22 protein-coding genes and 5 tRNA genes are annotated in these 23,603 nt (G+C 47.4%); 11 read left to right on the forward strand and 16 right to left on the reverse strand.

What is annotated here, in order from left to right; all coding sequences use genetic code 11:
- Positions 1-67: 67 nt before the first annotated feature.
- Positions 68-1,318, reverse strand: a complete 1,251-nt coding sequence (gene urtA, locus MHB84_RS06090; protein WP_076291708.1) for an urea ABC transporter substrate-binding protein — start codon at positions 1,316-1,318, stop codon at positions 68-70.
- A gap of 260 nt (positions 1,319-1,578) precedes the next feature.
- Here urtA and MHB84_RS06095 point away from each other — a divergent pair, with 260 nt between their 5' ends.
- Genes MHB84_RS06095 through MHB84_RS06120 form a run of 6 tightly spaced genes read left to right on the forward strand, consistent with a single transcriptional unit; the run spans position 1,579 to position 6,351 of the window.
- Complete coding sequence (locus tag MHB84_RS06095; protein WP_076291707.1) at positions 1,579-1,881, forward strand: urease subunit gamma; 303 nt, start codon at positions 1,579-1,581, stop codon at positions 1,879-1,881.
- Between the two features lie 18 nt (positions 1,882-1,899).
- Positions 1,900-2,289, forward strand: a complete 390-nt coding sequence (locus tag MHB84_RS06100; RefSeq protein WP_076291706.1) for an urease subunit beta — start codon at positions 1,900-1,902, stop codon at positions 2,287-2,289.
- Positions 2,286-4,004, forward strand: a complete 1,719-nt coding sequence (ureC, locus tag MHB84_RS06105) for an urease subunit alpha (RefSeq protein WP_076291705.1) — start codon at positions 2,286-2,288, stop codon at positions 4,002-4,004. Before MHB84_RS06100 ends, ureC begins: the two co-directional genes overlap by 4 nt.
- An 18-nt stretch (positions 4,005-4,022) precedes the next feature.
- Complete coding sequence (locus MHB84_RS06110; protein ID WP_175383729.1) at positions 4,023-4,718, forward strand: urease accessory protein UreF; 696 nt, start codon at positions 4,023-4,025, stop codon at positions 4,716-4,718.
- 33 nt (positions 4,719-4,751) lie between these two features.
- The gene (gene ureG, locus MHB84_RS06115) at positions 4,752-5,474 is read left to right on the forward strand and encodes an urease accessory protein UreG (protein WP_076291703.1); all 723 of its coding nucleotides are present in this window, start codon (positions 4,752-4,754) and stop codon (positions 5,472-5,474) included.
- On the forward strand, positions 5,446-6,351 hold the full coding sequence (locus tag MHB84_RS06120) for an urease accessory protein UreD (RefSeq protein WP_179087227.1): 906 nt from the start codon (positions 5,446-5,448) through the stop codon (positions 6,349-6,351). The genes ureG and MHB84_RS06120 overlap by 29 nt, the downstream gene beginning before the upstream one ends.
- Positions 6,352-6,512: 161 nt before the next feature.
- Here MHB84_RS06120 and MHB84_RS06125 read toward each other — a convergent pair whose 3' ends face one another.
- The 6 genes from MHB84_RS06125 to MHB84_RS06150 all read right to left on the reverse strand — a co-directional run bounded on the left by MHB84_RS06125 (position 6,513) and on the right by MHB84_RS06150 (position 10,123).
- Positions 6,513-6,929 (reverse strand): helix-turn-helix domain-containing protein, encoded by a 417-nt coding sequence (locus tag MHB84_RS06125; protein WP_076291701.1) that lies wholly within the window; start codon positions 6,927-6,929, stop codon positions 6,513-6,515.
- Positions 6,930-7,148: 219 nt separating this feature from the next.
- Entirely contained in the window at positions 7,149-8,174 is a 1,026-nt protein-coding gene (locus MHB84_RS06130) for an NAD(P)/FAD-dependent oxidoreductase (protein WP_076291700.1), read from the reverse strand.
- Between the two features lie 373 nt (positions 8,175-8,547).
- A complete protein-coding gene (locus MHB84_RS06135) occupies positions 8,548-9,666 on the reverse strand; it encodes a helix-turn-helix domain-containing protein (RefSeq protein WP_143764831.1) in 1,119 nt (372 codons plus the stop codon).
- Positions 9,667-9,768: 102 nt separating this feature from the next.
- A tRNA-Leu gene (locus tag MHB84_RS06140) sits at positions 9,769-9,851 on the reverse strand.
- A gap of 17 nt (positions 9,852-9,868) precedes the next feature.
- Positions 9,869-9,944: transfer RNA gene (locus MHB84_RS06145), tRNA-Lys, on the reverse strand.
- A 107-nt stretch (positions 9,945-10,051) separates the two neighbouring features.
- Positions 10,052-10,123, reverse strand: a tRNA-Glu gene (locus MHB84_RS06150).
- A 306-nt stretch (positions 10,124-10,429) separates the two neighbouring features.
- Here MHB84_RS06150 and MHB84_RS06155 point away from each other — a divergent pair.
- The gene (locus MHB84_RS06155; protein WP_076291697.1) at positions 10,430-11,206 is read left to right on the forward strand and encodes a DeoR/GlpR family DNA-binding transcription regulator; all 777 of its coding nucleotides are present in this window, start codon (positions 10,430-10,432) and stop codon (positions 11,204-11,206) included.
- Positions 11,207-11,209: 3 nt separating this feature from the next.
- Positions 11,210-12,106 carry a Cof-type HAD-IIB family hydrolase gene (locus tag MHB84_RS06160; RefSeq protein ID WP_076291696.1) on the forward strand — a complete coding sequence of 299 codons (897 nt, stop codon included), beginning with the start codon at positions 11,210-11,212 and terminating at the stop codon, positions 12,104-12,106.
- A 47-nt stretch (positions 12,107-12,153) separates the two neighbouring features.
- Here the strand turns inward: MHB84_RS06160 and MHB84_RS06165 are convergent, their stop codons facing one another.
- Both MHB84_RS06165 and MHB84_RS06170 read right to left on the reverse strand, forming a co-directional pair.
- A complete protein-coding gene (locus tag MHB84_RS06165) occupies positions 12,154-12,825 on the reverse strand; it encodes an MgtC/SapB family protein (RefSeq protein ID WP_083679110.1) in 672 nt (223 codons plus the stop codon).
- Positions 12,826-13,034: 209 nt separating this feature from the next.
- Positions 13,035-13,637, reverse strand: a complete 603-nt coding sequence (locus tag MHB84_RS06170; RefSeq protein WP_433923677.1) for a flavin reductase family protein — start codon at positions 13,635-13,637, stop codon at positions 13,035-13,037.
- A gap of 166 nt (positions 13,638-13,803) precedes the next feature.
- Between MHB84_RS06170 and MHB84_RS06175 the strand changes: the two genes are divergently transcribed.
- Positions 13,804-14,502 (forward strand): ArsR/SmtB family transcription factor, encoded by a 699-nt coding sequence (locus MHB84_RS06175; protein ID WP_076291694.1) that lies wholly within the window; start codon positions 13,804-13,806, stop codon positions 14,500-14,502.
- 232 nt (positions 14,503-14,734) lie between these two features.
- On the opposite strand, the gene MHB84_RS06180 is transcribed toward MHB84_RS06175, so the two are convergent.
- From MHB84_RS06180 to MHB84_RS06200, 5 genes are all read right to left on the reverse strand, one after another.
- Positions 14,735-14,823: transfer RNA gene (locus MHB84_RS06180), tRNA-Ser, on the reverse strand.
- Between the two features lie 5 nt (positions 14,824-14,828).
- Positions 14,829-14,904, reverse strand: a tRNA-Asn gene (locus tag MHB84_RS06185).
- Between the two features lie 143 nt (positions 14,905-15,047).
- Positions 15,048-16,358, reverse strand: a complete 1,311-nt coding sequence (locus tag MHB84_RS06190; protein WP_256716918.1) for a HAMP domain-containing sensor histidine kinase — start codon at positions 16,356-16,358, stop codon at positions 15,048-15,050.
- A 214-nt stretch (positions 16,359-16,572) separates the two neighbouring features.
- Positions 16,573-17,274 (reverse strand): response regulator transcription factor, encoded by a 702-nt coding sequence (locus tag MHB84_RS06195; protein ID WP_143764821.1) that lies wholly within the window; start codon positions 17,272-17,274, stop codon positions 16,573-16,575.
- A gap of 139 nt (positions 17,275-17,413) precedes the next feature.
- Entirely contained in the window at positions 17,414-17,875 is a 462-nt protein-coding gene (locus tag MHB84_RS06200; RefSeq protein WP_072734302.1) for a SprT family protein, read from the reverse strand.
- Between the two features lie 120 nt (positions 17,876-17,995).
- On the opposite strand from MHB84_RS06200, the gene MHB84_RS06205 reads away from it, so the two are divergent.
- Together MHB84_RS06205 and cmpA are read left to right on the forward strand one after the other, a co-directional pair.
- Positions 17,996-18,352, forward strand: coding sequence for a hydrolase/acyltransferase (locus tag MHB84_RS06205; RefSeq protein ID WP_076291562.1), 357 nt, complete (start codon positions 17,996-17,998; stop codon positions 18,350-18,352).
- A gap of 230 nt (positions 18,353-18,582) precedes the next feature.
- Complete coding sequence (gene cmpA, locus MHB84_RS06210; protein WP_099855904.1) at positions 18,583-18,726, forward strand: cortex morphogenetic protein CmpA; 144 nt, start codon at positions 18,583-18,585, stop codon at positions 18,724-18,726.
- Between the two features lie 152 nt (positions 18,727-18,878).
- Here cmpA and MHB84_RS06215 read toward each other — a convergent pair whose 3' ends face one another.
- Together MHB84_RS06215 and MHB84_RS06220 are read right to left on the reverse strand one after the other, a co-directional pair.
- Positions 18,879-21,101, reverse strand: a complete 2,223-nt coding sequence (locus MHB84_RS06215; RefSeq protein WP_076291561.1) for a Tex family protein — start codon at positions 21,099-21,101, stop codon at positions 18,879-18,881.
- 274 nt (positions 21,102-21,375) lie between these two features.
- Positions 21,376-23,565: an alpha-galactosidase gene (locus MHB84_RS06220; protein WP_076291560.1), complete on the reverse strand. Its 2,190-nt coding sequence runs from the start codon at positions 23,563-23,565 to the stop codon at positions 21,376-21,378.
- Positions 23,566-23,603: the final 38 nt, after the last annotated feature.

Genomic DNA, 23,603 nt, shown 5'->3' on the forward strand with positions numbered 1-23,603 from the left:
TATTGTATGAGGGTGTGTTGTCTCACCCTCGTCTGATATTCAGCAGCTCTGAAGTGAGATACCCATACTATTTGGTACTGAGGGAAGCGCCCCACTCGTACGTTTTCAGATACGGATCAGGTTTGACTGGTGCGCCGGAGTTCCACAATTCCTTGAACTGTCCATCTTCCTGCACTTCGCCAATCCGCACCGTTTTGTAAATATGCTGGTTCTCTCCGTCCACCGTCACTTTTCCTTCCGGTGCATCGAATTCCAGACCTTTGGCGGCCTCCTTCACCTTTTCAACATCGGTTGATCCGGCTTTTTCCACGGCTGCTTTCCACAGATAAACTGCAACATATCCCGCTTCAATCGGATCGGCCGTCACCCGATCAGCTCCATATTTTTCTTTATATTTCTCTACAAATGTTTTATTTTCAGGTGTATCTGTAGTCTGATAATAGTTCCAGGAGGCCAAATGCCCTTTCAGTACATCCGCACCAATCCCCCGAATTTCTTCCTCCGCCACACTCACTGACAGAGTTGTCAACTGTTCGGAAGAGATCCCGGCATCCTTTAATTGTTTGAAAAAGGCGACATTGCTGTCTCCGTTCAGCGTGTTGTATACAATATCCGGCTTGGCAGCCTTGATTTTGCTGATAATTGTACTGTAATCCGTATGTCCCAGCGGTGTATATTCTTCCCCTACAACTTCGCCACCTTCAGCTGCCAGCTGGGCTTTGATGACCTGGTTGGCCGTTTTCGGGAAAACATAATCGGAACCAAGCAGATAAAACTTCTTGCCCCTGTTCTCCAGCAACCAGGTTACGGATGGAACGATCTGCTGATTCGTTGTTGCTCCTGTATAAAAAATGTTTGGTGATGATTCCAATCCTTCATATTGCACCGGGTAAAACAACAGACCCTTGTTCTGCTCAAACACTGGCAGCATCGCTTTCCTACTCGCAGAGGTCCATCCGCCAAACACAGCGGCTACTTTATCCTGCTGCAGCAGCTTCCCGGCTTTCTCCGCGAATGTTGGCCAATCGGAAGCGCCATCCTCGACCACAGGCTCGATCTGTTTACCCAGAACTCCGCCCGCTGCGTTGATTTCTTCAATGGCAAGCATCTCCGCATCTTTAACGGACACTTCACTGATTGCCATCGTTCCACTCAGGGAGTGAAGCACACCTACTTTAATCGTATCTCCGGATGAAGCTGGCTCTCCCGCCCCACCGGAACCCGACGCCTCAGGCGGCGTGCCACCTTCCACACATCCTGTCAACGCAATGACTGCACCGAGCAAAACACTCCATAACTTGACCGACCTCTTCTTCAATAGCCTACACTCCCTTTTTTTAGTCTATTGACGAACATTAAGGTCATATATGTCCGAAATGTTCGTTGATCCAAATTATGGAGTCTTACACTCACCGTGTCAATAATGCTTACACAATTTTATTTTATGCATACTCGTTTCATGCATGCTGCTAATATAATTGGAACCATATTGACAAAGGGTCCACCCTGTGTGAGTATATTTAACATATAACATGATCCATGACGACATAGACTATCTAAGGGAAAGGTCGGATTACCTTGCACTGGACTGAGCAGGAAAAAGAAAAACTCCTGATTACCGTGGCCGCTAACCTCGCCCGTGAACGCAGAGGACGCGGACTTAAACTGAATGTTCCCGAAGCTATCGCATTGTTGACCTCCGAGCTCATGGAACGCGCACGCGATGGCATGAGTGTTGCAGAGTTGATGAGATACGGCGGCACGATCCTGACACGCGAAGACTGCATGGAAGGTGTACCTGATATGATTCCTGAGGTACAGGTGGAGGCCACTTTTCCTGACGGAACAAAACTGGTCACTGTCCATGAACCTATACGCTGAGAAAGGCAGGAGAACTCCATGATTCCAGGTGAATATCGCTTAAAACAGGATGATGAGATCATCTGTCATCCCGATCGCTTAACCGTGCGTCTGATTGTACTGAACCGCGGCGACCGTCCCGTTCAGGTTGGTTCTCACGTTCACTTCTATGAAGTCAATGCTGCGCTGGACTTTGATCGCACTTCCGCTTTCGGACACCGCCTGCATATTCCGGCAGGCACCGCTGTTCGTTTTGAACCTGGTGAAGAAAAACCGGTCGAACTCACCACATTTGGCGGCAAACGTCAGATTTATGGATTTAACGGATTAACGGAAGGATCGGCAGATCAGCCACCTGATCCACAGAAACTGGAAACATTTCTGAAGACATTCGCACCCCCTGTACAGGACGGAGGGGAACCTCTATGAAACGAATGAGCCGCGAACAATACGCGTCCATGTTCGGACCAACAACCGGGGATGCTGTCAGACTGGCGGATACGGAACTATGGGCAGAGATTGAGCATGATTATGCAGTTTACGGGGATGAAAGCAAATTCGGTGGCGGCAAGGTTATTCGTGACGGGATGGGTCAGTCCACATCAGCCCTTCGCAGTGATGGCACACCTGATACCGTCATTACCAACGCGGTCATCATTGATCATTGGGGAATTGTAAAAGCAGATATCGGTATTCGCGATGGCCTCATCTGCGCAATCGGCAAATCCGGTAACCCGGATACGATGGACGGAGTTGATCCCGCGTTAGTTATTGGGGCTTCGACCGAAATCATTGCCGGGGAAGGCATGATTGTGACCGCAGGAGGCATTGATACCCATATTCATTTTATTTGTCCACAACAGATTCAAACGGCATTATCTTCAGGAGTAACAACCATGATCGGCGGCGGCACAGGACCTGCAACCGGAACCAAAGCCACCACCTGTACACCTGGAGCCTGGCATATCCACCGTATGCTGGAGTCCGCAGAGGCATTTCCCATGAATATCGGTTATCTCGGCAAAGGCAACAGTTCCAGCACCGCTCCATTAATTGAACAGATTGAAGCCGGTGTCATTGGACTGAAGCTGCATGAAGATTGGGGTACAACGCCAAGCGCTATCGATGCCTGTCTAACCGCAGCCGGAGAGCATGATGTTCAGGTAGCCATTCATACCGATACGCTGAACGAGACCGGATTTCTCGAAAATACACTGGCGGCCATTAACGGACGCACAATTCACACCTATCATACGGAAGGTGCTGGCGGCGGACACGCGCCGGATATTATCCGCGCTGCCGGAGAGTCTTACGTCATCCCCTCTTCAACCAACCCAACACGTCCTTACACACGCAATACCGTAGAAGAACATCTCGATATGCTGATGGTTTGTCACCATCTGGACCCGTCGATCCCTGAAGACGTTGCCTTTGCTGATTCGCGTATTCGTCCCGAAACGATCGCGGCCGAAGACATTTTGCATGATCTCGGTGTATTCAGCATCATCAGTTCCGATTCACAGGCGATGGGCCGGGTTGGCGAAGTCATTATTCGCACCTGGCAAACCGCAGACAAGATGAAAAAACAGCGAGGCAAGCTCGAACTGACCTCTGGTTCCCCTTCCGATAACGATCGGATCAAAAGGTATGTCGCCAAATATACGATCAATCCGGCTATCGCTCATGGCATAGGCCATCTCGTCGGTTCCGTAGAGGTTGGCAAGCTCGCAGACCTGATCGTCTGGAACCCGGCCTATTTCGGGGTAAAGCCCGAGATGGTCATTAAGGGCGGCATGATCACCTTTGCTCAGATGGGTGACCCCAACGCATCGATCCCTACGCCTCAGCCCGTATTCGGCAGACCGATGTTTGGTGCCTACGGCAGCGCACTTGCCAAAGGTTCGATCACCTTTGTCTCCCAAGCCGCAGCAGATGCCGGAATTAAAGAGGCGCTAGGCTTGAACAAGCGCGTGGAACCCGTCAAAGGCTGCCGATCGGTGAGCAAAAAAGACATGATTCACAACGACGTTACACCCATCATTGAAGTTGATCCTGAAACCTACGAGGTACGGGCTGATGGCGAGCTTCTCACCTGCGAGCCAGCAGACGAATTACCGATGGCACAACGCTATTTCATGTTTTGACAAAGGGGGCCACGCATGATGATGCACAGCGGCACGAAATTACTCCGTTATGTTCAACTGCTGGATTCGGCCTTGCCCATTGGCGGGTTCTCCCACTCGTTCGGTCTGGAGGCATACACTCATGATGGCAGGATACGGACCATCGCCCAACTCGAACAATTCATTCGTGGCCAGCTTCATTCCAGCCTCGTACGGCTCGATGGTCTCGCCATCAAAGGTGTCTACCAGGCCATTGAGCAACAAGATGCCGCCCTTCTAGCCCTTTACGACAAACGTGTACACGCTCAGCGAACCCCCAGGGAACTGCGGGAAAGCGGGCACAAGATGGGGAAGCGATTACTCAAACTCGCGAGATCACTTTACCCATGGATGGACTTTTCTCTAATCGATGAAGCCGTACAGGAACATGGTGCTTTTTGCGGCATTACAACGATTCACGGTTACATCAATTATCAGTTGGAAATCGGAATGGACGAAGCTGTCACCGGACATTTGTATACCTCTGTTAACGCTTATGTTAATAGCGCTCTGCGTCTTCTGCCCATCGGGCAAACCGAAGCACAGATGCTTATCCAAAAACTTTTGAATGATATTGATTCTGAATGGTCTCAAATCCGGGATAACGACCCGGAAGACATGCACAGTTTCGGTATTGCCCAGGAAATCTACGCTATGCGGCACGAGAGCCTGCCAGCCCGTCTGTTTATGTCCTAACTTCATTAATTCAAAACCAAGGAGGAATTTGTTATGTGTGGAGGAGCTAATCATACGCATCATGCGGAGTGGGAACGTAAGGTATTTGATCGGAGTCGCCCGATGCGAATCGGAATCGGTGGGCCGGTAGGTTCAGGAAAAACGGCCTTAGTAGAGAAGCTGTCCAAGGCATTACGTACACGCTACAGCCTGGCCGTTATTACTAATGATATTTACACAAAGGAAGATGCCGAGATTTTGCTGCGTCAGAACGCGCTCGCACCGGAACGTATTATCGGTGTAGAAACAGGAGGATGCCCACATACAGCTATTCGCGAGGATGCTTCAATGAATTTTGAAGCCGTTGATGACTTGATTGAACGCTTCCCGGACCTGCAACTGATCTTTATCGAAAGCGGCGGCGACAACCTCTCTGCTGCGTTCAGCCCGGAACTGGCGGACGTATTCATTTACATTATTGATGTAGCTCAGGGGGAAAAACTGCCTCGCAAAGGTGGTCCGGGTATTACGCGTTCTGACCTCCTGCTCATTAACAAGACTGACCTTGCCCCTTATGTTGGCGCAAGTCTGCAAGTCATGAAGGATGATACTGAACGGGTACGCGAAGGACGGCCTTATGTGATGTCGAACCTGATGAGTGGTGAAGGGGTATCCGAAATCGTCCATTGGCTTGAACATCAATATATGGATGACGATGCTTCCGCTGCGCATCTGCATACACACACCCATGAGCACGGAACAACTCACAGCCACTAATTCATCCTCCTCTTTACATGGAGTTGAATATGGACTGAACCGCAGTACCGGAGAGGCCGTGATACGCCGCAGCGAGCTTCGGGCCACTTTTGCCCTCCAAGGCGGGCGCACCGTCATGACCGATCGGTATTACAGCGCCCCTCTCCGGTTCAGTCGATCCTTTCGACCTCCGGGTGGCGGAGATGAATTATGTGTATATACTTCAGACGTCTCTCCAGGCGTGCTGAATGGTGATCATTATCAATCCAAATGGCAATTGGGCCAGAACACTCATTTAATGCTAAGCAGCACATCAGCCACGAGGCTTCATCCCACACCTACTGTTCCGTCATCTGTGAACCATCACTTTCGGCTGGAGCAGGGAGCGGTGCTGGAGTACTTCCCTGAATGCGTTATCCCGTTTAAAGGTAGCTCATCCTCACTCACCACGACCTTCGAGTTGGGTGAACAAGCAATACTTGTGTATGCAGATATCTGGTCAGCCGGACGGATTCATCGGGGAGAAGCCTTTCAATTCAAGCGATATCGCAGTCTGACAGAAATCTGGCAAGGAGAGCAGTTGGCCGTATGGGATCGGTTCGGACTCGAACCAGAATCGAACGATCCAACATCATCTGCAGCGTTGTTAGCCTACACTCACTCTGCGGCTTTATGGATGATTGCCCCCGGATTGGGCGCAGCACAATTGGAGTCCGTACGGTCCATCCTTCCCCCAGATGGTCGCATGCTTGCCGGGGCCAGCTTGCTCACCACAGGCGGGATTGGTGTTCGTTTGCTCGGAATGGCAGCCTGGGAACTCCAAGAACAATGCCTTCAGATCTGGAACACCCTTCGCTCCGATCTTTTGGGTAAACCTAACCTCATATTCCGCAAGTGAAGGGTTACTCCATCAGACTAACTTTCGGAATCACATATTTATATTGCAATAAGTCCCAAAGAAAAAACCTCTGAACAACTCACCGATGGGTTTCGGATGTGTTCAGAGGTTATTTATATACCCAGATAATCCAGTCAAGTTGTAGCTTTCACTAACTCGCACTACAACAGTTCGTCTCCTTTGGGCTTATCTTCTCCCTTGTAACGAAAATCGCCTGAATCTCTGCTTTCCTTGGATTTGCGATAACGGGTAAATTCAATATATTCACTGATAAAAGACTGTTCTACAGTCGATAATTCGCTTTCTTGGCAATTCAATTGCCGCAACACGTCAAAAAAATAATCCTCCCGTTTTTCCCGCACCATCGCCTCCTTGGATGGACGCCCAATCATGAGCCAGTCAAGGCTCACATCAAAAAACGAAGCAATCTCAATTAGTTTATTCGTACTCGGAATAGATTTACCGCGTTTCCAATCACCCAGATTGCCCGTGCTGATCTTCAGCTGTTGGCAGAAAGCCTTCTTTGTCATTCCTTTTTCGGCAATCAGGTGTTCAATTCGCTCATAGATCGACTGCATACAGAACCGCCTTCCAACCGTAATAATCAATACATGTACCTAAATTATACCACAACCTTCCTGAATCCTCAGCCTTTTAATCCCAGGAATACGTTCATCCTATCATTTGTAAACAAAGAAAGACCCCCATGGATAACCATGAGAGTCAATACCCAGCGCGAGACAACAGTGCTCACATCGCTCGAAAAACGTTCAGCTTGGCAAGGCTTTACAGTTAGATTAAGACCCGTGGTGAATCGACAGGAGCTTGTCATGTTCCGTAGACCAGATCGGCTTTACTTCTTGACTAGGGTTCAAATATGCTTTGATTTGATTAATAGCTGCCGGTCCCTCCGTAAACCCTCCCGCAATCAAGCCCGGCACTTTACCCGTATACTCAACGACATCACCCGCTGCAAAAATGCCCTCTATCGAAGTTTTCATCCAGGCATCTACAATAATGCGCTCCTGTTCTATATTCAGCCCCCAATTCTTGATCTCACCCAAATCCGGTTTTGCGCCGTGGCAAACCACGATTTCGTCCACTTCCAGCTCAACATCCTCTTGCGTGTCAAGCTGTTCTATCGTCACCATGTTAATGCGATTATTAGTTCCGTGAATCTCCTTGACCTGCGAAGAAGTCATGATATGAGCTGCCGTATTCAGAAGTTGAACAACATTTCCCTCATGAGCGCGAAATTCATTTCTACGGTGGACAATCCCAACGAATTTCGCAATTGGAGCCAGGGCAAGTGCCCAATCCACAGCCGAATCGCCGCCCCCGGATATAAGCACTCTCTTATCGTGAAACTGCTCCACGCTGTCAGCTCCATAATGTAGATGACGACCTTCATAGCGTTCTGCATTCGGCACTTCCAGCTTGTTAGTAACCAACGTACCGAATCCAATCGCAAGTAAAATCGTACGCGTCAAGTGCGTTTCCCCAGTGTTGCTTGTTAAACGAAAGGTTCCATCCTCCAGGCGTTCCATTCTTTCAATCAACTGGGAATAGACAATGTCCGGCTCAAATGTACGTGCTTGCTTCTCCAGCTCCAACTTTAAATCTCCGGCCGTCATCGCCGCGACTCCACCGACGTCATACAGAAACTTCTCCGAATAATAGGGCAACTTCCCACCAAGAAACGGGGCGGCCTCAATAATTTTTGTTTTCAAATCCCTCATACCTGCATAGAAAGCTGCAAAGAGTCCAGTTGGACCACCTCCGATAATTGTTACATCAAAAAATGAATTCGTTCCGCTAGTCATTCCTAACGCCTCCTCTGATTTTTTTGGTCGATAGCAGTTGATTTCATGCACCGATCCTATGATAATGATTATCATCTTTGTCGAAGGCAACCTTCCACCTATAGGCGGATTATTTTCGGCTGTGAACGTATTTTTTAACCCTTCACTTCTCTCTTTGAAAATAGCAAAGACGCTTCCAAGCCCGCTGTATAACGGGTCCGGAAACGCCACACCTTAAGTCTCATCTTTGGATTCTGCTTGCTCCACAATGAACAGACAACCTGGGCACTTGCAGCCCTTGTCCGTGCTTAGGTAAGATTTGCCGCCACGGGCAAGAACTATGCCTGATTGCATTTGTCCTCGAAATTTTTCGATTGAAGCTGATCACGGGACTTCATCCTGGATTCGAGCGCACATAACGCCCCGGTTTGCAACCGTACTTTTTATAAAATGCCGCAGAAAAGTTGCTCGGATTGCTATAACCTACCGCCGCCGCTGCCTCTCCAATGTTTAACTGTTCATATTGCATTAGAAATAAGCCTTTTTCCAATCGCTGATCACGAATATATTCAAAAACGGTCATACCAAAAAGAGCTTTGAACCCCTTTTTAAGCTTAAACTCGTTTAATTCCGTGGCTCGGGCCAATTCTTTCAAAGACAGCGGATTTTCGAGTCGATCCTGAATGATTTGCTTGGTAGCGTAAAGCCTCTCTACATCCGGTTTTTTGATATAAGAAGCAACATTTGACCGATGCTCGCACGTGTACTTTTCCAAAACGAGTAAAACGATTTCCATAATCTTGCATTCCAAATGCAATCTCTTCAATGCGCCCAGATAGGACGATTGTAACATTTCGTTCACGGCGCGTTTAAGTGTGACAGAATTTTTCAAAGGGCTTATTTGTCCCCTCTGACTCTTCAACCACTTCTCTACGCTTCGATAATCCTCGGCATTTTCAAAATAGTGAAGGACTTGTTCGGGCGAAAATCTGATTTCGAGAAATTGATGTCTCTGTTTGGCTCTCTTGAACAAATGAATTTCGCTATCCTCCATCGAATATATATTCCCGGATTGTACTTGGGTTGAATAGCGGTTGCCTTTAAAAATACAATCCACATCTCCACTAAAACAATAATTGATCTCAAAAACCCGATTTTCGTGGATATACTGATTCCAATCCTCTTTCAACGTCATATCGGAGATGACAACTTCAAATCCTTGTCTGATTTTCATGCGGGAAATGCTTCCCATGCCCAAAAGAGGCGGAAGGATGATCTGTTGTTCTCCCTCTTCTTCTGTTCCAATCACCGTCAAATAATCGGAGAGGCTATCAAAGTACCCATGTATATTATCCGACCGAATAATCTGCTCCATATTAAACACCTCGTCTTCAAGTAATGAACAAAGTCCATTAGCAAACCTATACAGTTGATCGTAGCATTGTTGAGAATCATTATCAACTATCGAAAGGCTCCTCGAAGATACCAAGCGCCTCACGCGCTTCAAATTCAACTACTCGTTCAGCTCGCTTATCCATCGAACAAAGCCGAATCATACTCACAAATCAAAAATAAAAAGCCCTTCCGTTAGGAAGAGCTTAATCGTAAATTATGATGCGGTCGAGAGGACTCGAACCTCCACGGGTATACACCCACTACCCCCTCAAGATAGCGTGTCTGCCATTCCACCACGACCGCATATTCAATTGTAAAAATGGTGAGCCATGAAGGGCTCGAACCTTCGACACCCTGATTAAAAGTCAGGTGCTCTACCAACTGAGCTAATGGCTCTTGCTGTAACTTCACCGGATGTGCCATGCGTAACTCTTTTGTATAGGAGCTATGACTTTTTGAGGATTCCTCATCAGGATTGTATATCCCTGAGGTGGTGAAGATAATGACCCGTAGGGGATTCGAACCCCTGTTACCTCCGTGAAAGGGAGGTGTCTTAACCCCTTGACCAACGGGCCTTGTAAACAAGTTGTCTTTCTTGGCGACAAGAATGAGTATATCATAGGCCAACTTAAATGTGCAACACTTTTTTCAAACTTTTTTTATGCACTCCTTTTCACCCTTTTCCATGAGGTCAAGAGCATGTTCACGCCTGAAATGTCTTTCACAAATTTATCACCGTAATCATCGCAATTTGTAAAATTAGTATCAAAAAACTTAAATACACTTACATTCACTTATAATATTGCAAATATCATTATTAGTACTTATAATTAACCTATCAGTAATATACACGGTCAGCTACGTATAAGGAGGCGGCACTTTTGTTTCAGGAAGAACGAATGCAGCTGATTATTGAACATTTGCGTAAACACAATCGCATCTCGGCTGATGATATTGTATCCCTCTTTGACGTTTCCCGGGACACAGCACGAAGGGATCTGATCAAACTCGAAGAACAGGATGCCATTATCCGAACGCGCGGCGGTGCAATTCTCCCCGTTCCACCAGATGAGCGCCGATCTTATAAAGATCGTTTGCTCCACATTTCCGACGAAAAAAGAGCTATTGGCAAGCTAGCGGCTGCTATCGTCCGCCAAGGTGAACACATTATTCTGGATTCTTCCACTACAGTGCAGACTTGTGCCGAAAATCTAAATGGCAAGTTCTGTACTGTCATCACCAATTCCATTTATTCAGCTGATCTTCTCTCCAATCATACCGCTGTCGAGATTCGTTTGCTGGGCGGAAAAGTCGATAAGGAGCAACGTTATGTCTACGGTACTTCAGTGATAGAAACTCTTTCCCATTACTATGTAGACAAAGCCTTTATCGGCATTGGCGGAATTACGATGGACGGCTTCAGTGCCTCCGAAGAAGAAGGAAAGATCAAGCACAAAATGATGCAGGCTGCAAAACAGGTTATTGTACTCGCTGACCATTCCAAGTTTGATAAGCGTTATGGTTATCGTTTTGCAGACTGGTCACTCGTTGACATGTTAATCACAGATCAATGGCCTTCCCAAGATTGGCGGACTTTTCTAGCCGAACAACAAGTCGAGATTCTCATTCCTGAACCTACAATTGAAAAGGAGTTGTAACATATGAAATTATTTGCTACCGATTTAGATGGAACCCTGTTGAACAGAGACAGTCAGATCAGCCCGGAAAACGCAGCTGCAATCCATAAGGCGCAACAAGAAGGATTAAAGATTACGATCGCTACAGGACGGGTCTATTCCGACGTATTAAGTATAAGCAGCGAGGGTGGAATTAACACGCCAGTTATCGGCTCCAACGGAGCTACCATCCATGATGCCAACGGCGAACGCCTATTCCATCTTCCACTCGAGCGTGAAACGGCCGCATCCGTCATGCAGTGGCTGGAAGATCATCATTGCTACTACGAGGCCTCCACACAACAGGGTATATATGCCCCTATAAGCAGCCATGAGGCGATGCTCGCTGAAATGGATCGCATCCTGGGTTCGAGTCCCGGGGAGGATATTGAACGCCTTATTCGAGCTGTTAAGAAGCACTATGACAAGAAAGACTATCACCGCGTAAACTCCCATCAGGCAATCCCTTCCGAAGCTTACATTTACAATATTATGGCCTTTTCATTGGATCCGGCTCAATTGCAGCAGGGACGCGAATACTTTGCTTCTCGGTCCGATGTAGCCATGGTGGTATCCTCTGAACACAACTTCGAAATGCAGCATCCTGATGTATCCAAAGGTAACGCCTTAAGCAAACTGGCTGCTCATCTGAACATCTCCATGGAAGATACAGCAGCCATTGGTGATAACTTCAACGATGTATCCATGCTGAAAATGGCAGGACTCGGTATTGCCATGGGCAATGCTGAACCGGAGATTAAGGCGCTTGCCAAGGCTATCTCTTTGACCAATGTGGAGCATGGTGTCGCACATGCCATTCAGTGTGTTCTTGAAGGAAAGCCCGTTTCCCGGCCGGAGACCGTCGTTGAAGGCGGTCAGTAACTGATTGTCATGATGATTCGGCATAGCGACCTAACAATAGCCAAGGCTCACCTCATATCAACGGATCGAACGTGAGGCACATCCTGCAATAAAACAATTAATTGCTCGGCCCGATATGATCCAGGCAGTTGCAGAGTGAATTCAAGTACAGTCTCCTCTCCGGAGTCTGTGCTTATTTGCTGTTCCGTTTTGAATCCGACCACCGAGATTTTCTCCTGTCCCAGCAGAGCCAAAACGGTTTTGAGGGTATCCCCTTCCTTTAGCAGTCGAATGGTCAGCGTCTCTGTTCTCGCGGACACCAACCAGCGTGTCGGCCGATGCAGCAGCATCTGTGCCACTACAATAAGCAGCGTTACCCCAGCCCCAGTCCAATACAATCCCGAACCCACAGCCAGTCCCATTCCTGCAGTCGCCCAGATTCCCGCCGCTGTCGTCAATCCCCGGACCGTGTGGCGTTGTGTAAAGATCATTCCGGCTCCAATGAAGCCAACCCCACTGACCACCTGTGCGGCAATCCTGGATGGGTCAAGCGAGAGATTCGCCCAGTCTGCCTGATCCTGAAAGCCATACTTGGAAACAATCATCATCAATGCTGCACCCACCGCAACAACAAAGTGTGTACGTATCCCCGCTTCCTTCATTCGGTTCTTGCGCTCATATCCGATCAACACGCCGCATATGCCAGCTATGAGTACACGCATTAAGTATTCCATTTCCATGTTCATCACCTCTCTTATGTATATGCTTACATGTATCTTTCTTTACTATTTACCCAATCCCTGCCTAATAAAATAACCGAATTATTTGATTGCCCACATGAAATCTCAATGGAGCCTCAATATAGATAGAAAGAAGCGGCGCCCCAACCGGCACCACTCCATATATTCTGGATTACTTATTCGTTTCTATGCTATACAGGCCATTTACTTCACTTCTCTGCCCGAAAACTCTCCCCATGCCTTTCTCCAAGTCCATAATAATGTCGGAAATTATAAATTAAAGGATTCCACTTCTCCGGGTTAATCTTGTTCAAACCTGAGATCAGGCGGGTATGTACATGTACCTTCAACGCCTTTACTTCCACAATCGCCATGAAAGGTGTATGTTCGGGGATACGAATCTGTTTTACCGCGGCTTCAATCTGGAGCGGACACTCCGCTATTTTATCCGGCTCAACTTGAATTGAACCTTGGGGTGTCAGTCCAGAGACGGCAAATTTATCATCGCAAAACTCAAATCCCATCATCCTTTTCTCCTCTGGAACGGGATATATTCCGGTATAACGCCCGAGTCCCTCAACCTGCTCCCACAAGGATGCATCCGGCAGATTAATCACACATTCGGGATGGCGGCTCAGGTTCTCAAAGGCTTTGCCCTGAGTACCAACTCCAAGTACCAGGCAGTCACCAAGTGCCCAGGATGATGAAAGCGGCGACAGGTTTGTCGTTCCATCTTCATTTAACGTACTCAGCAGCAATACAGGTGTGCCATAGTACAAAATACTTGGATTTATCACCTCGTGCTGTATCAGCTCTCTGTTCAAGTCCCGATGCTTCACAGGTTCAAACTCTTTTTGCGTTCTATCATTGGTATACAATGCTTCTTCCTCCATTCTTCAACCCGTCCCTTCCATCTCTTGGGTTCTAATTCATGCATGATTAATTGTAATACACCAATAGTTAAGGTATCATCGAAGTATGAATACATATCCGAATATTTCTGTAATTGCATCGTTAATTGCTGATCCCAGTCGTGCTATTTTTTTGGAAGCTTTGTTGGATGGTCGTGCACTTCCTGCCGGCGAACTTGCATATATGGCGGGTGTTACTCCTCAAACAGCAAGCAGTCATCTCGCCAAGCTGGTCGAAGGCGGGCTGCTCGTCGTTGAACAGCAAGGACGACATCGATACTATCGTCTCGCAGGAAAAGAGGTTGCTTTTCTGATTGAGACGATGGGTAGTATCGCCGCACCAGTACAAGTGAGATCTCTCAAACAGTCTAACCAGCTTCAACATCTAAGCTTTGCTCGAACCTGTTATGGGCATCTGGCTGGAAAATTAGGGATAGCGCTGTGTGAAGCTTTATTGCGGGAAGGTTATCTCGAAGAACCTGAGGATGAGCAGGGCAAGGATTACCACATTACAGAGAAAGGGATTGAATGGTTCACTTCTTTTGGCATTATGCTTGAAGGAAAAGCAGGATCACGCCGCGCTGTGGCTCGCAAATGTCTGGACTGGAGTGAGCGTCGTCATCATATTTCCGGTGTACTGGGAGACGAACTGGGACGCCGTTTGTCTGAGCTGGACTGGACCCGCCAGAAGGCAGGCAGCCGTTCGGTGGAAGTCACGGAAGCTGGCAAGAAGGGTTTGTACGAGGTATTGGGTATTTCATTATAGCGTGGCAACCAGGCATTCTTTCTTGTACATTGTCAAAATGACTATACATCAAAAATCCCCCTCCTCAGTATCCGTTAAAGGTTACTGAGGAGGGGGATTATGTTTGGTTTATTCAGAACGGAGAGAGAGGCATACTCTCACTTCATTCGAGACTGCGATGTATTGCTTACGAAGCGTATGCTTCAACGAACCTTTAGGGTTCTCATCCCTTATACAGAGAAGTAAATCAGAACGGAGAGAGAGGGATTCGAACCCTCGCACCGCTTACGCAGTCTAACCCCTTAGCAGAGGGTCCCCTTATAGCCACTTGGGTATCTCTCCAAGAATGGCTCCCCGAACAGGGCTCGAACCTGTGACAACTCGATTAACAGTCGAGTGCTCTACCAACTGAGCTATCAGGGAATAATAATCTTGAATAACCTAAATTTATCATGATTAATATTCCAAGTCAACATATCTGAAGTGACTTTCTTGGAAGCCTTGCATCTTTCATACGAACGCATAGAAAAGTCGGTCATAACGCTTATTTTATTGCTTCTGCTGAGTCATTTTGGAAAATGGACCGTCACTTTAAACAGATCGCCATCAATTTCGATGTTAACTCTTCCTCCATGCAGCTCAACAATACTTTTCGCAATGGATAAACCCAGCCCTGATCCTTCTTCGCTCCGGGAATGGTCGCCCCGCTTGAAACGTTCAAAAATTTCATCTGCAGCAAACTGCATTTCATATGTAGAAACGTTTTTGATACACAATATCACATACACATCATCTTCTGATAAATCAATAAATACCCTTGAATTCTTCATTCCGTATTTAATGACATTACCAAGCAAATTCTCGAATACACGCCATGTACGTTTTCCATCCAAGTGAGCGTACATCGGACTATCCCTGCTACTTACTCTGAAAATCAAACCAGACTGTATGATAGACTCACTATATTCCGCCAAAGCCTGATGTAATAAGGCCGCAACATCAACCTGCTCCAGATGAAGCTCCACATCCCCACTGGCCATCTTAGCCGCCTCAAATAAATCTTCAACAAGTACACTCAGCCGCTTCGTCTTGCGTTGCAGCACCTCAATATATTCTGCCTTTTCCTCAGCAGTCCCTTCATTACGTTTTAATAAATCCACATAGCTCACCAGCGAGGTCAGCGGCGTTTTTAAATCATGTGAGACATTGGTAATCAGTTCCGACTTCATTCGCTCACTTTTTACTCTTTTTTCGACGGTACTCTGAATTCCTTGCTTCATATCGTTCATATGCATCGTCAGTTGGTCAAGCATACCGTTTGTCTGCTGAGGAAGCTGAACGTCCATACGTCCTAAAGCCATGGCCGAAGCAGCTTGTGTTACACCTTGTAAACCATGAATGATTCGTACGATCTGACCCAGGATAATCACACTGCACGCCAAGATCAGCAGTAGGATTGGAAACCTAAATACCTCTACCATGAACGCAATGATCAGCAATACGAATTGAGATACAAAACAAACGATGAGGGTTTTGATGATCCTATTTCCAGGTGGGGTCCCATGTTTCAGTTCATCCCGTATCATATGAATCGTCGTGCGTAACCATAATTCATTGAGAGTCTGACAAAGCGCGGCTCGATCTGAGATCAACCGAATTCCCGCCCTACCATACTCCCCAGCAAAACAGAGCAGCAAGGATGATAACAGGAATGCAGATAAATACATGACAAAGTCGTTGATCCACTCATGTTGGCTCATCCGTATGCCGTTCCCCTGCATGACAAGAATCGTTCCATAGAACAACGCTAAACCGATGACAAAATAAAGCAATATTTGTACATCCTTCGTTAATCTGACCGACATCCAATTCTTCATCTTCACATATCTGCTCTCCGGAGGCAGTGGGAATCGGTTCCTAAACACAAATAAAAAAGCGATCAGGAACAAACATATGATTAAAGACGGATCGCTCTGAACACCCCAGCCTCGAAAAACAAAATCAATATTCTGGAAACTTCGCGAGATGGCATAAAAAAACATGAGGGTACTGCAGCTGATCAAAACAAATCGAATCATATAGGGAATCACATTAACCTTCCATCTTGTAGCCAATGCCCCACACCACCTTTACATATTTCGGTTCTCTGGGATTAAACTCAATCTTCTCCCTGATTCGGCGAATATGTACAGCCACCGTGTTTTCCGGCTGAAAGGCCGGCTCTTTCCAAACACGTTCATAGATTTCATCAATGGCAAAAACACGTCCCGTATTCTCCATCAATAATTTTAAAATATGAAACTCCGTTGGAGTCAATCGAATCTCTTCACCTTCCAGAGTTACTTTTTTCCTCCTATTGTTAAGTACTAGCCCCCTGACCTCAATTTCTTGTTCATTATCCCTGTCGATTTGTTGTGTTCCAAGTCCTGTAAATCGACGCAACTGGGACTTCACTCTGGCCACCAGTTCCAATGGATTGAAAGGTTTGGCTATGTAATCATCAGCTCCAATATTCAGACCAAGAATTTTGTCGCAGTCCTCGGTTTTGGCAGATAAAAAAATAATCGGTACATTGCAGTCCTCGCGTATTTTGAAAGTTGCTTGTATACCATCCAGAATGGGCATCATTACATCCATTACAATGAGGTGAACTTCTTCTTCCCTGACTTTTCTTATCGCTTCCTGCCCATCTGCTGCCTTAGTCACCAAGATTCCTTCAATCCGCAAATAAATCTCAATCGCGTTGCGGATATCGGGATCGTCATCCACTACAAGCACCCTATACTTTGCCAATCTTCTTTCCTCCTTAGCCATTACTCTTTTGGTGATCTGAACTACACCAGCTTACTACAAAATAATGACAAGGATGTTAATAAAAACATTACAATTTTCTTAAGATGGCTATATATAATTCGGATAGACTTTATTTTCACTATATTTCACTCAATAGCAACTTGCCCGCACATCGACCACAACGATACCTTTTCGGATCAACTTTGCGCTTACGCAAATATTCCGTGCCGCAGCTCTTGCACACCAGCTTATAGCGATACGGTAATGGCTTTCTGCCCTTTCCATCCGGAAGGGACTGACAGAACCGCGAACCGCCCACCTTCTGCAATAAGGCCTTGAATTCAGGATCACGGTGTTGGTAGCCGCGTCCACGAATGTGCAGATGGTAGTGACACAGTTCATGCTTGATAATTTTCTCAACCTCTTCCCGCCCATAGGCTTCGAGCTGATGAGGATTAATCTCTATCCGGTGACTCTTGAGCATATAGCGTCCACCTGTAGTGGTCAAGCGACGATTAAACAGCGCCTCATGAGTGAACGGAACCCCGAAATGATCCAGTGACACCTGCTCAATCCATTGCTGCAATTCCTCGTTTTCCATCGGCTTGTCCTCCTTTCACACTCCTTGGGCCATTTGTTTTTCCGCCATAATACTTGAATTTTAACCGTTTCGTAGGCTACACTGTCAAGTAGAATGTATGAGGGGAGATTATTACTCGTTATGCCTACAATGCGCTACGTCATCCTGCAGCAGGAACAGCTATTGCAGTTTGTGGAAATGCCTGCCGATTACGCTTATCAACTCAGTGCGCTCAACATGCGCCTGCACAAAGAAATTGACAAACTTACCGCAGCAGATGTACCTGTTCTACCTTGGGCAATCGCCGAATGTGACAATCTTGATCTTCTGGACGAGCAACTCTCCATCATCGGAGGCCTTGATTATATCAATGCGCTTGAACAAAGCTTTGCAGCACTAAGAGAGAGCGAATATCCTTTGATTTCCCTGCTCACTGAGATCCGTGCCCTTCAGGCTCAATTAGAGCAATGGTATGAAGAAGAGATGGAATCACTCTGATTTACTTATGGACTTATTATTAATGCAGGATGGAACCAAAAGCGCATCTCCTAAAAGCGGGGGTTGCGCTTTTTTCATTTTTTCCACCCTACAATCATGGGCTCTGTCCTTTAATCCATATCCTTATACGTATTGAATTTTCCGAGTTCATCACGGGTTAATTCGCACAGTCCAGGCTATTGCCACATATGCTAACGTACAGATGAATTATGCAAGAGGAGGAGATACCCTTGCCTCAATGGCTTTGCAATCAACTGATGCGTGCATTTCACAAAAAGGACAGCAGACAGATCAAGCTGCTGAACGAATGCTGGTTCTTTTACCGAAACAAACCGACAAGTGGCAGCCCGCGCAGCGCGGACAGCGAACTCTAAAAATCTGACGCCACTCTCTCCGTCCACTTCAAGCTCTCACTTCTTTTATAAAATCCCTTCGAAGAATACAGTACGGGCAACAGCACTATTATAACTGACAACAAACAGCCTTCCCATTACAGGGAAGGCTGTTCTCCGATCATTGTGTTAGATTAGGAAGACTGCTTAGAAGAAGCAGGCTTTTTCATCGTGAGGCCGACACGGCCTTTTTTGGTATCCACGTTCATCACCCAAACCGTTACATTATCTCCGACAGATACAACATCCATCGGATGTTTGACATAACCGTTACTCAGCTGTGAGATGTGGACAAGTCCGTCACTCTTGATGCCGATATCAACAAAGGCACCAAAGTCGATCACGTTACGAACCGTACCTTGCAGCTCCATGCCTTCCACCAAATCCTCAATTTTGAGCACATCCGTGCGGAAGATCGGTAGCGGCATTTCCTCACGCGGGTCACGGCCCGGACGCTGCAAGCTGTCCAGAATGTCACGCAGTGTAGGCACACCCACATCCAGCTTCACAGCCAGCTGTTCCGGTTGTTGCTCAGACAGGAGAACAGACAGTTCCTTGCTGCCCAGCTTGTCCAACGCAACCTGAAGCTCCTTAAAGAGCTGGTCTACGACCTTATACGATTCAGGGTGAATCGGCGTGCGATCCAGCGGGTTCTCGCCTTCACCAATCCGCATAAAGCCTACGCATTGCTCATAGGTTTTAGCACCCAGACGCGGCACTTTTTGCAACTGGCGACGATTCGTGAACCGGCCGTTCTCTTCACGGTACTTCACAATATTTTTGGCAATGGTGGCATTCACACCTGCAACATAGGACAACAGTGAAGGCGAAGCCGTATTCACATCCACGCCCACATGGTTAACTGCGGATTCCACAACAGCCTTCAAGCTTTCTTCCAATATTTTTTGAGATACGTCATGTTGGTATTGGCCTACACCAATGGCTTTTGGATCAATCTTAACCAGCTCAGCCAGCGGGTCTTGCACCCGGCGGGCAATCGAAGCAGCACTCCGTTCAGCAACGTCAAGATCCGGAAATTCTTCCTGGGCCAGCTTGGATGCAGAATATACACTCGCTCCAGCTTCATTGACGATCAGATACACGAGACTTTCGTCCCCGTTCTCCTGAATAATCTCGGCAACAAACTGTTCTGTTTCACGGGATCCGGTACCATTACCGATGACAATCAACCCGATATCATATTGCTTGATCATTCGATGGAAAACCTCGGCAGCTTCACGCTTCTTGTTGTGCGGTGGCGTTGGGTACGTAACAGCCACTTCCAGCAGCTTGCCCGTATCATCAACGACAGCCAGTTTACAACCCGTACGGTAGGCAGGATCGACACCAAGCACACGTTTGCCATGAATCGGCGGCTGAAGCAGCAGATTACGAAGATTAGCCGAGAATACGGATATTGCTTGGTTTTCACCTTTTTCCGTCAGCTCTGCACGAACCTCACGCTCAATCGAAGGGGCAATCAAACGTTTATAAGCATCTTCAATCACATCACGCAAAACGTCCTGTACCGCAGATGCACCCTTAATGATTTGTCCTTCCATGTGGCGGTGAGCTGGTTCAGGCTGCACGTCCAGACCTACCTTCAAAATGTTTTCACGTTCACCGCGGTTAATTGCGAGAATACGGTGAGGAGGCATTTTTTTGGCTAATTCACGATAATCATAGTAGTTCTCATATACAGACTCCTGCTCAGCATCCTTCGCTTCCGAAGTCAGCATCCCATGATCGAGCGTATAACGACGAATCCATGCACGAATAGCAGCATCATCTGCAATATTCTCAGCCAAAATATCTTTGGCTCCCTGAAGTGCGACCTCTGCATCTTCTACCCCAAGTTCAGCATTGATATAACGCGCAGCTTCCTCCAGGACATTGCCTTGCTTCGGTTGACCCCAGATCCAGACAGCGAGTGGTTCAAGACCTTTTTCCTTCGCTACACTGGCACGGGTTTTCCGCTTCTGACGAAACGGACGGTACAAGTCCTCTACTTCCTGCAGCTTAACTGCCTGAGTGATAGACTGTTTCAGTTCTCCGGTCAGCTTGCCTTGTTCCTCTATAATACGGATGACTTCCACTTTGCGGTCTTCCAGATTGCGCAAGTAAACGATGCGCTCTTCAATGAGCCGCAGCTGGTTCTCATCCAGCTCTCCAGTCATTTCTTTACGGTAGCGGGCGATAAATGGAATCGTATTGCCTTCGTCCAGAAGCTCCGACGTGGTGCGGACCTGCTTCAAGGACAGTGACAGTTCCTTGGCTACCTGTTTGATGATCCGTTCATGGCGTTCTGCCTTTATTGTTTCTTCATTGGGTTCCAAAACCGTTTCCTGTTCAGACAAATAAATCCCTCTTTCCTTCCTGAATCGTTCAGTTGAAGCTTGTTCAGGGCAGCTTTGCTGCTGTAATCACAGTATCGAACCTGCATTCAAGCAGATTCCTCTCCCCTATATTATCACAAAATCCCGTTCAGATTTCCAGCATTCGTCCAGGTTACAAGTTCTTACAATTGAGATTACGTATCAAACCTTCGTCTCAGCCATTAGAAAAAACCGAAAAACGTCTCCCCGACGTCTTCCGGTCTCTCCTGACAAACACTGCCATCACGCCAGTTTATTATACCCGTTCGAAGCGGAACATTTCACTCAGATAGTCTCCCGATGCACGGCCTACGGAGATCCCACCATACATCAGTGCATCCCCGGTAAACGTCTCGGAACCACCTTTCAGGCGGTAATCCGCGTCAGGGTCGAGGCCCTTCAGCTTCAGACGTTGGAGCGGTGCATTCGGTTCAGATAGCACACGGAAGTAGAATACAACGGCTTCGCTGCCATCTGGTGCAATAAACATCCAGGCCGTTTCATTTCCCTCAAACGGACTTAGCAAGCGACGGAACGTTCCGTATTGAATGGTTCCCCGAATTTCTTTGTACAGCTCAACCTGCGCCTTTACAATGGCATTCTCTTCCTCTGAGAAACGAGTCAAATCCAGCTCGTATCCAAAGTTACCAGACATCGCGACATGTCCACGAATCTCTAGAGAAGTAATTCGGTTGACCTGATGATTAGGTACAGCTGAGATATGTGACCCCATTGAACTTACCGGATATACCAGGCTTGTACCATACTGAATACGCAAACGGGATATCGCGTCCGTGTTATCGCTGGTCCACGTTTGCGGCATGTAGTACAGCATACCTGGATCAAAACGGCCGCCACCACCTGAACAGCTCTCGAACAGGATATTCGGGAACGACGAAGTAATCCGTTCCATGACTTCGTACAATCCAAGCATATAACGATGTGCTGTCTCGCGCTGTCTGTCTGCTGGCAGCAATGCAGAACCTATTTCCGTCATATTCCGGTTCATGTCCCATTTCACATAAGTGATCGGCGCGGATCCAAGCACATCGCTTAGCATGCGTACAATCTCATCACGCACATCCTGACGAGAGAAATCGAGCACCAATTGTTGGCGCCCTTCCGTCCGGCGGCGATCCGGCACATGCAGACACCAGTCCGGATGAGCACGGTACAATTCGCTGTCTGGCGAAATCATCTCAGGCTCAAACCATAATCCGAACTGCATGTCCAGACTGGTTACCCGGTTGGCCAAATCATCCAGGCCTTGTGGCAGTTTATTCTTGTCCACAATCCAGTCACCGAGTGAGGAGTTATCGCTGTCCCGATGTCCGAACCATCCATCATCCAGTACGAACAGTTCAATACCAAGCTTCTTCCCTGCTTGGGCGATCTGCTCAATCTTATCTGCGTTGAAGCCGAAATAGGTCGCTTCCCAGTTGTTAACCAGAACCGGACGCTCTGCATTGCGGAATTGTCCGCGTGCCAGTCGCTCCCGATACAATTCATGATACGACTGGGACATACCATCGAGGCCTGTGTCCGAATAGACCATAACCGTTTCAGGTGTCTGGAATGACTCCTGCGAATCCAGCTTCCAGCTGAACTCAAACGGATTGATTCCCAGTGTTACACGAGTGGTATGGAACTGGTCCACTTCTGCTTGTGCAGTGAAGCTGCCGCTATACACAAGACTGAACCCGTAGACTTCACCCTGATCTTCGTCTGTACCTGGTGTCATCAGTGCAATGAACGGGTTCTGCTGGTGACTGCTTGAGCCGCGACGGCTCTCGATGCCTTGCAAGCCGGAAGCAAGCGGTCTGCGAACGATGTCCCGTTCACGCGTCCATGCTCCTGACAATTGCAGCAATTCGTAATCAGCATGCGGGAAATCAACGGAAGAGCTGAGCGCACGGGCAATATTCACCGAGGTAGCGCTCTCGTTAATGATGCGCATGGAACGCGTAATCGCATTAAATGCCGTAAAGGCAGTGTAGCTAAGTTCAATCTTGATCCCTGCAACACGATCTTCCAGTTCAATGATGAGTGTCTCAGCTTCATCGTCAGATTCAACATAAGTCGCAGGTAGTCCGGTAAGCGCTACCTTTCCTTTAATCAATCGATGGCCTGTATACGTGAACTCCGAAACGGTTGAACCATTCTCAAGCTCCAATTGGATTGCCGGATTACGGAAATCACTTGTACCATACACCGGCAGTTCTACTGCCAACGTGTCGAAAGAGATCGTCCGATCTTCCGGCACCGGATTCGGGCTGAACGAAGCACGCTCTGTACGCACATGAAGCCAGCTCAGATCGGTATCACGCAGTTTTTTGCCATAATATAAATGTACCAAATATCCCGAAGGCAGGACCTGAAATACATAGCTTGACTTTTGAGTCTGTAGATGAAATTGAAGCTTCTCCTGATCAATATAAATGCTCATATGTCTCCTCCACCTCTATATGTCGATTACGTAAACGG

Origin of the sequence: Paenibacillus sp. FSL F4-0087, from assembly GCF_038020215.1 — a bacterium.
In the GTDB taxonomy this organism is placed as follows: Bacteria; Bacillota; Bacilli; order Paenibacillales; family Paenibacillaceae; genus Paenibacillus; species Paenibacillus taichungensis.

Coding starts and splice junctions, on each gene's coding strand:
- MHB84_RS06100 (WP_076291706.1), top strand. CDS start 1,900: ATGATTCCAGGTGAATATCGCTTAAAACAGGATGATGAGATCATCTGT.
- MHB84_RS06220 (WP_076291560.1), bottom strand. CDS start 23,565: ATGAGCATTTATATTGATCAGGAGAAGCTTCAATTTCATCTACAGACT.
- MHB84_RS06165 (WP_083679110.1), bottom strand. CDS start 12,825: ATGGAAATGGAATACTTAATGCGTGTACTCATAGCTGGCATATGCGGC.
- MHB84_RS06200 (WP_072734302.1), bottom strand. CDS start 17,875: ATGGAAAACGAGGAATTGCAGCAATGGATTGAGCAGGTGTCACTGGAT.
- ureC (WP_076291705.1), top strand. CDS start 2,286: ATGAAACGAATGAGCCGCGAACAATACGCGTCCATGTTCGGACCAACA.
- MHB84_RS06110 (WP_175383729.1), top strand. CDS start 4,023: ATGATGCACAGCGGCACGAAATTACTCCGTTATGTTCAACTGCTGGAT.
- MHB84_RS06160 (WP_076291696.1), top strand. CDS start 11,210: ATGAAATTATTTGCTACCGATTTAGATGGAACCCTGTTGAACAGAGAC.
- MHB84_RS06190 (WP_256716918.1), bottom strand. CDS start 16,358: ATGAAGAATTGGATGTCGGTCAGATTAACGAAGGATGTACAAATATTG.
- MHB84_RS06205 (WP_076291562.1), top strand. CDS start 17,996: ATGCCTACAATGCGCTACGTCATCCTGCAGCAGGAACAGCTATTGCAG.
- MHB84_RS06120 (WP_179087227.1), top strand. CDS start 5,446: ATGAGCACGGAACAACTCACAGCCACTAATTCATCCTCCTCTTTACAT.
- ureG (WP_076291703.1), top strand. CDS start 4,752: ATGTGTGGAGGAGCTAATCATACGCATCATGCGGAGTGGGAACGTAAG.
- MHB84_RS06125 (WP_076291701.1), bottom strand. CDS start 6,929: ATGCAGTCGATCTATGAGCGAATTGAACACCTGATTGCCGAAAAAGGA.
- MHB84_RS06130 (WP_076291700.1), bottom strand. CDS start 8,174: ATGACTAGCGGAACGAATTCATTTTTTGATGTAACAATTATCGGAGGT.
- MHB84_RS06175 (WP_076291694.1), top strand. CDS start 13,804: ATGAATACATATCCGAATATTTCTGTAATTGCATCGTTAATTGCTGAT.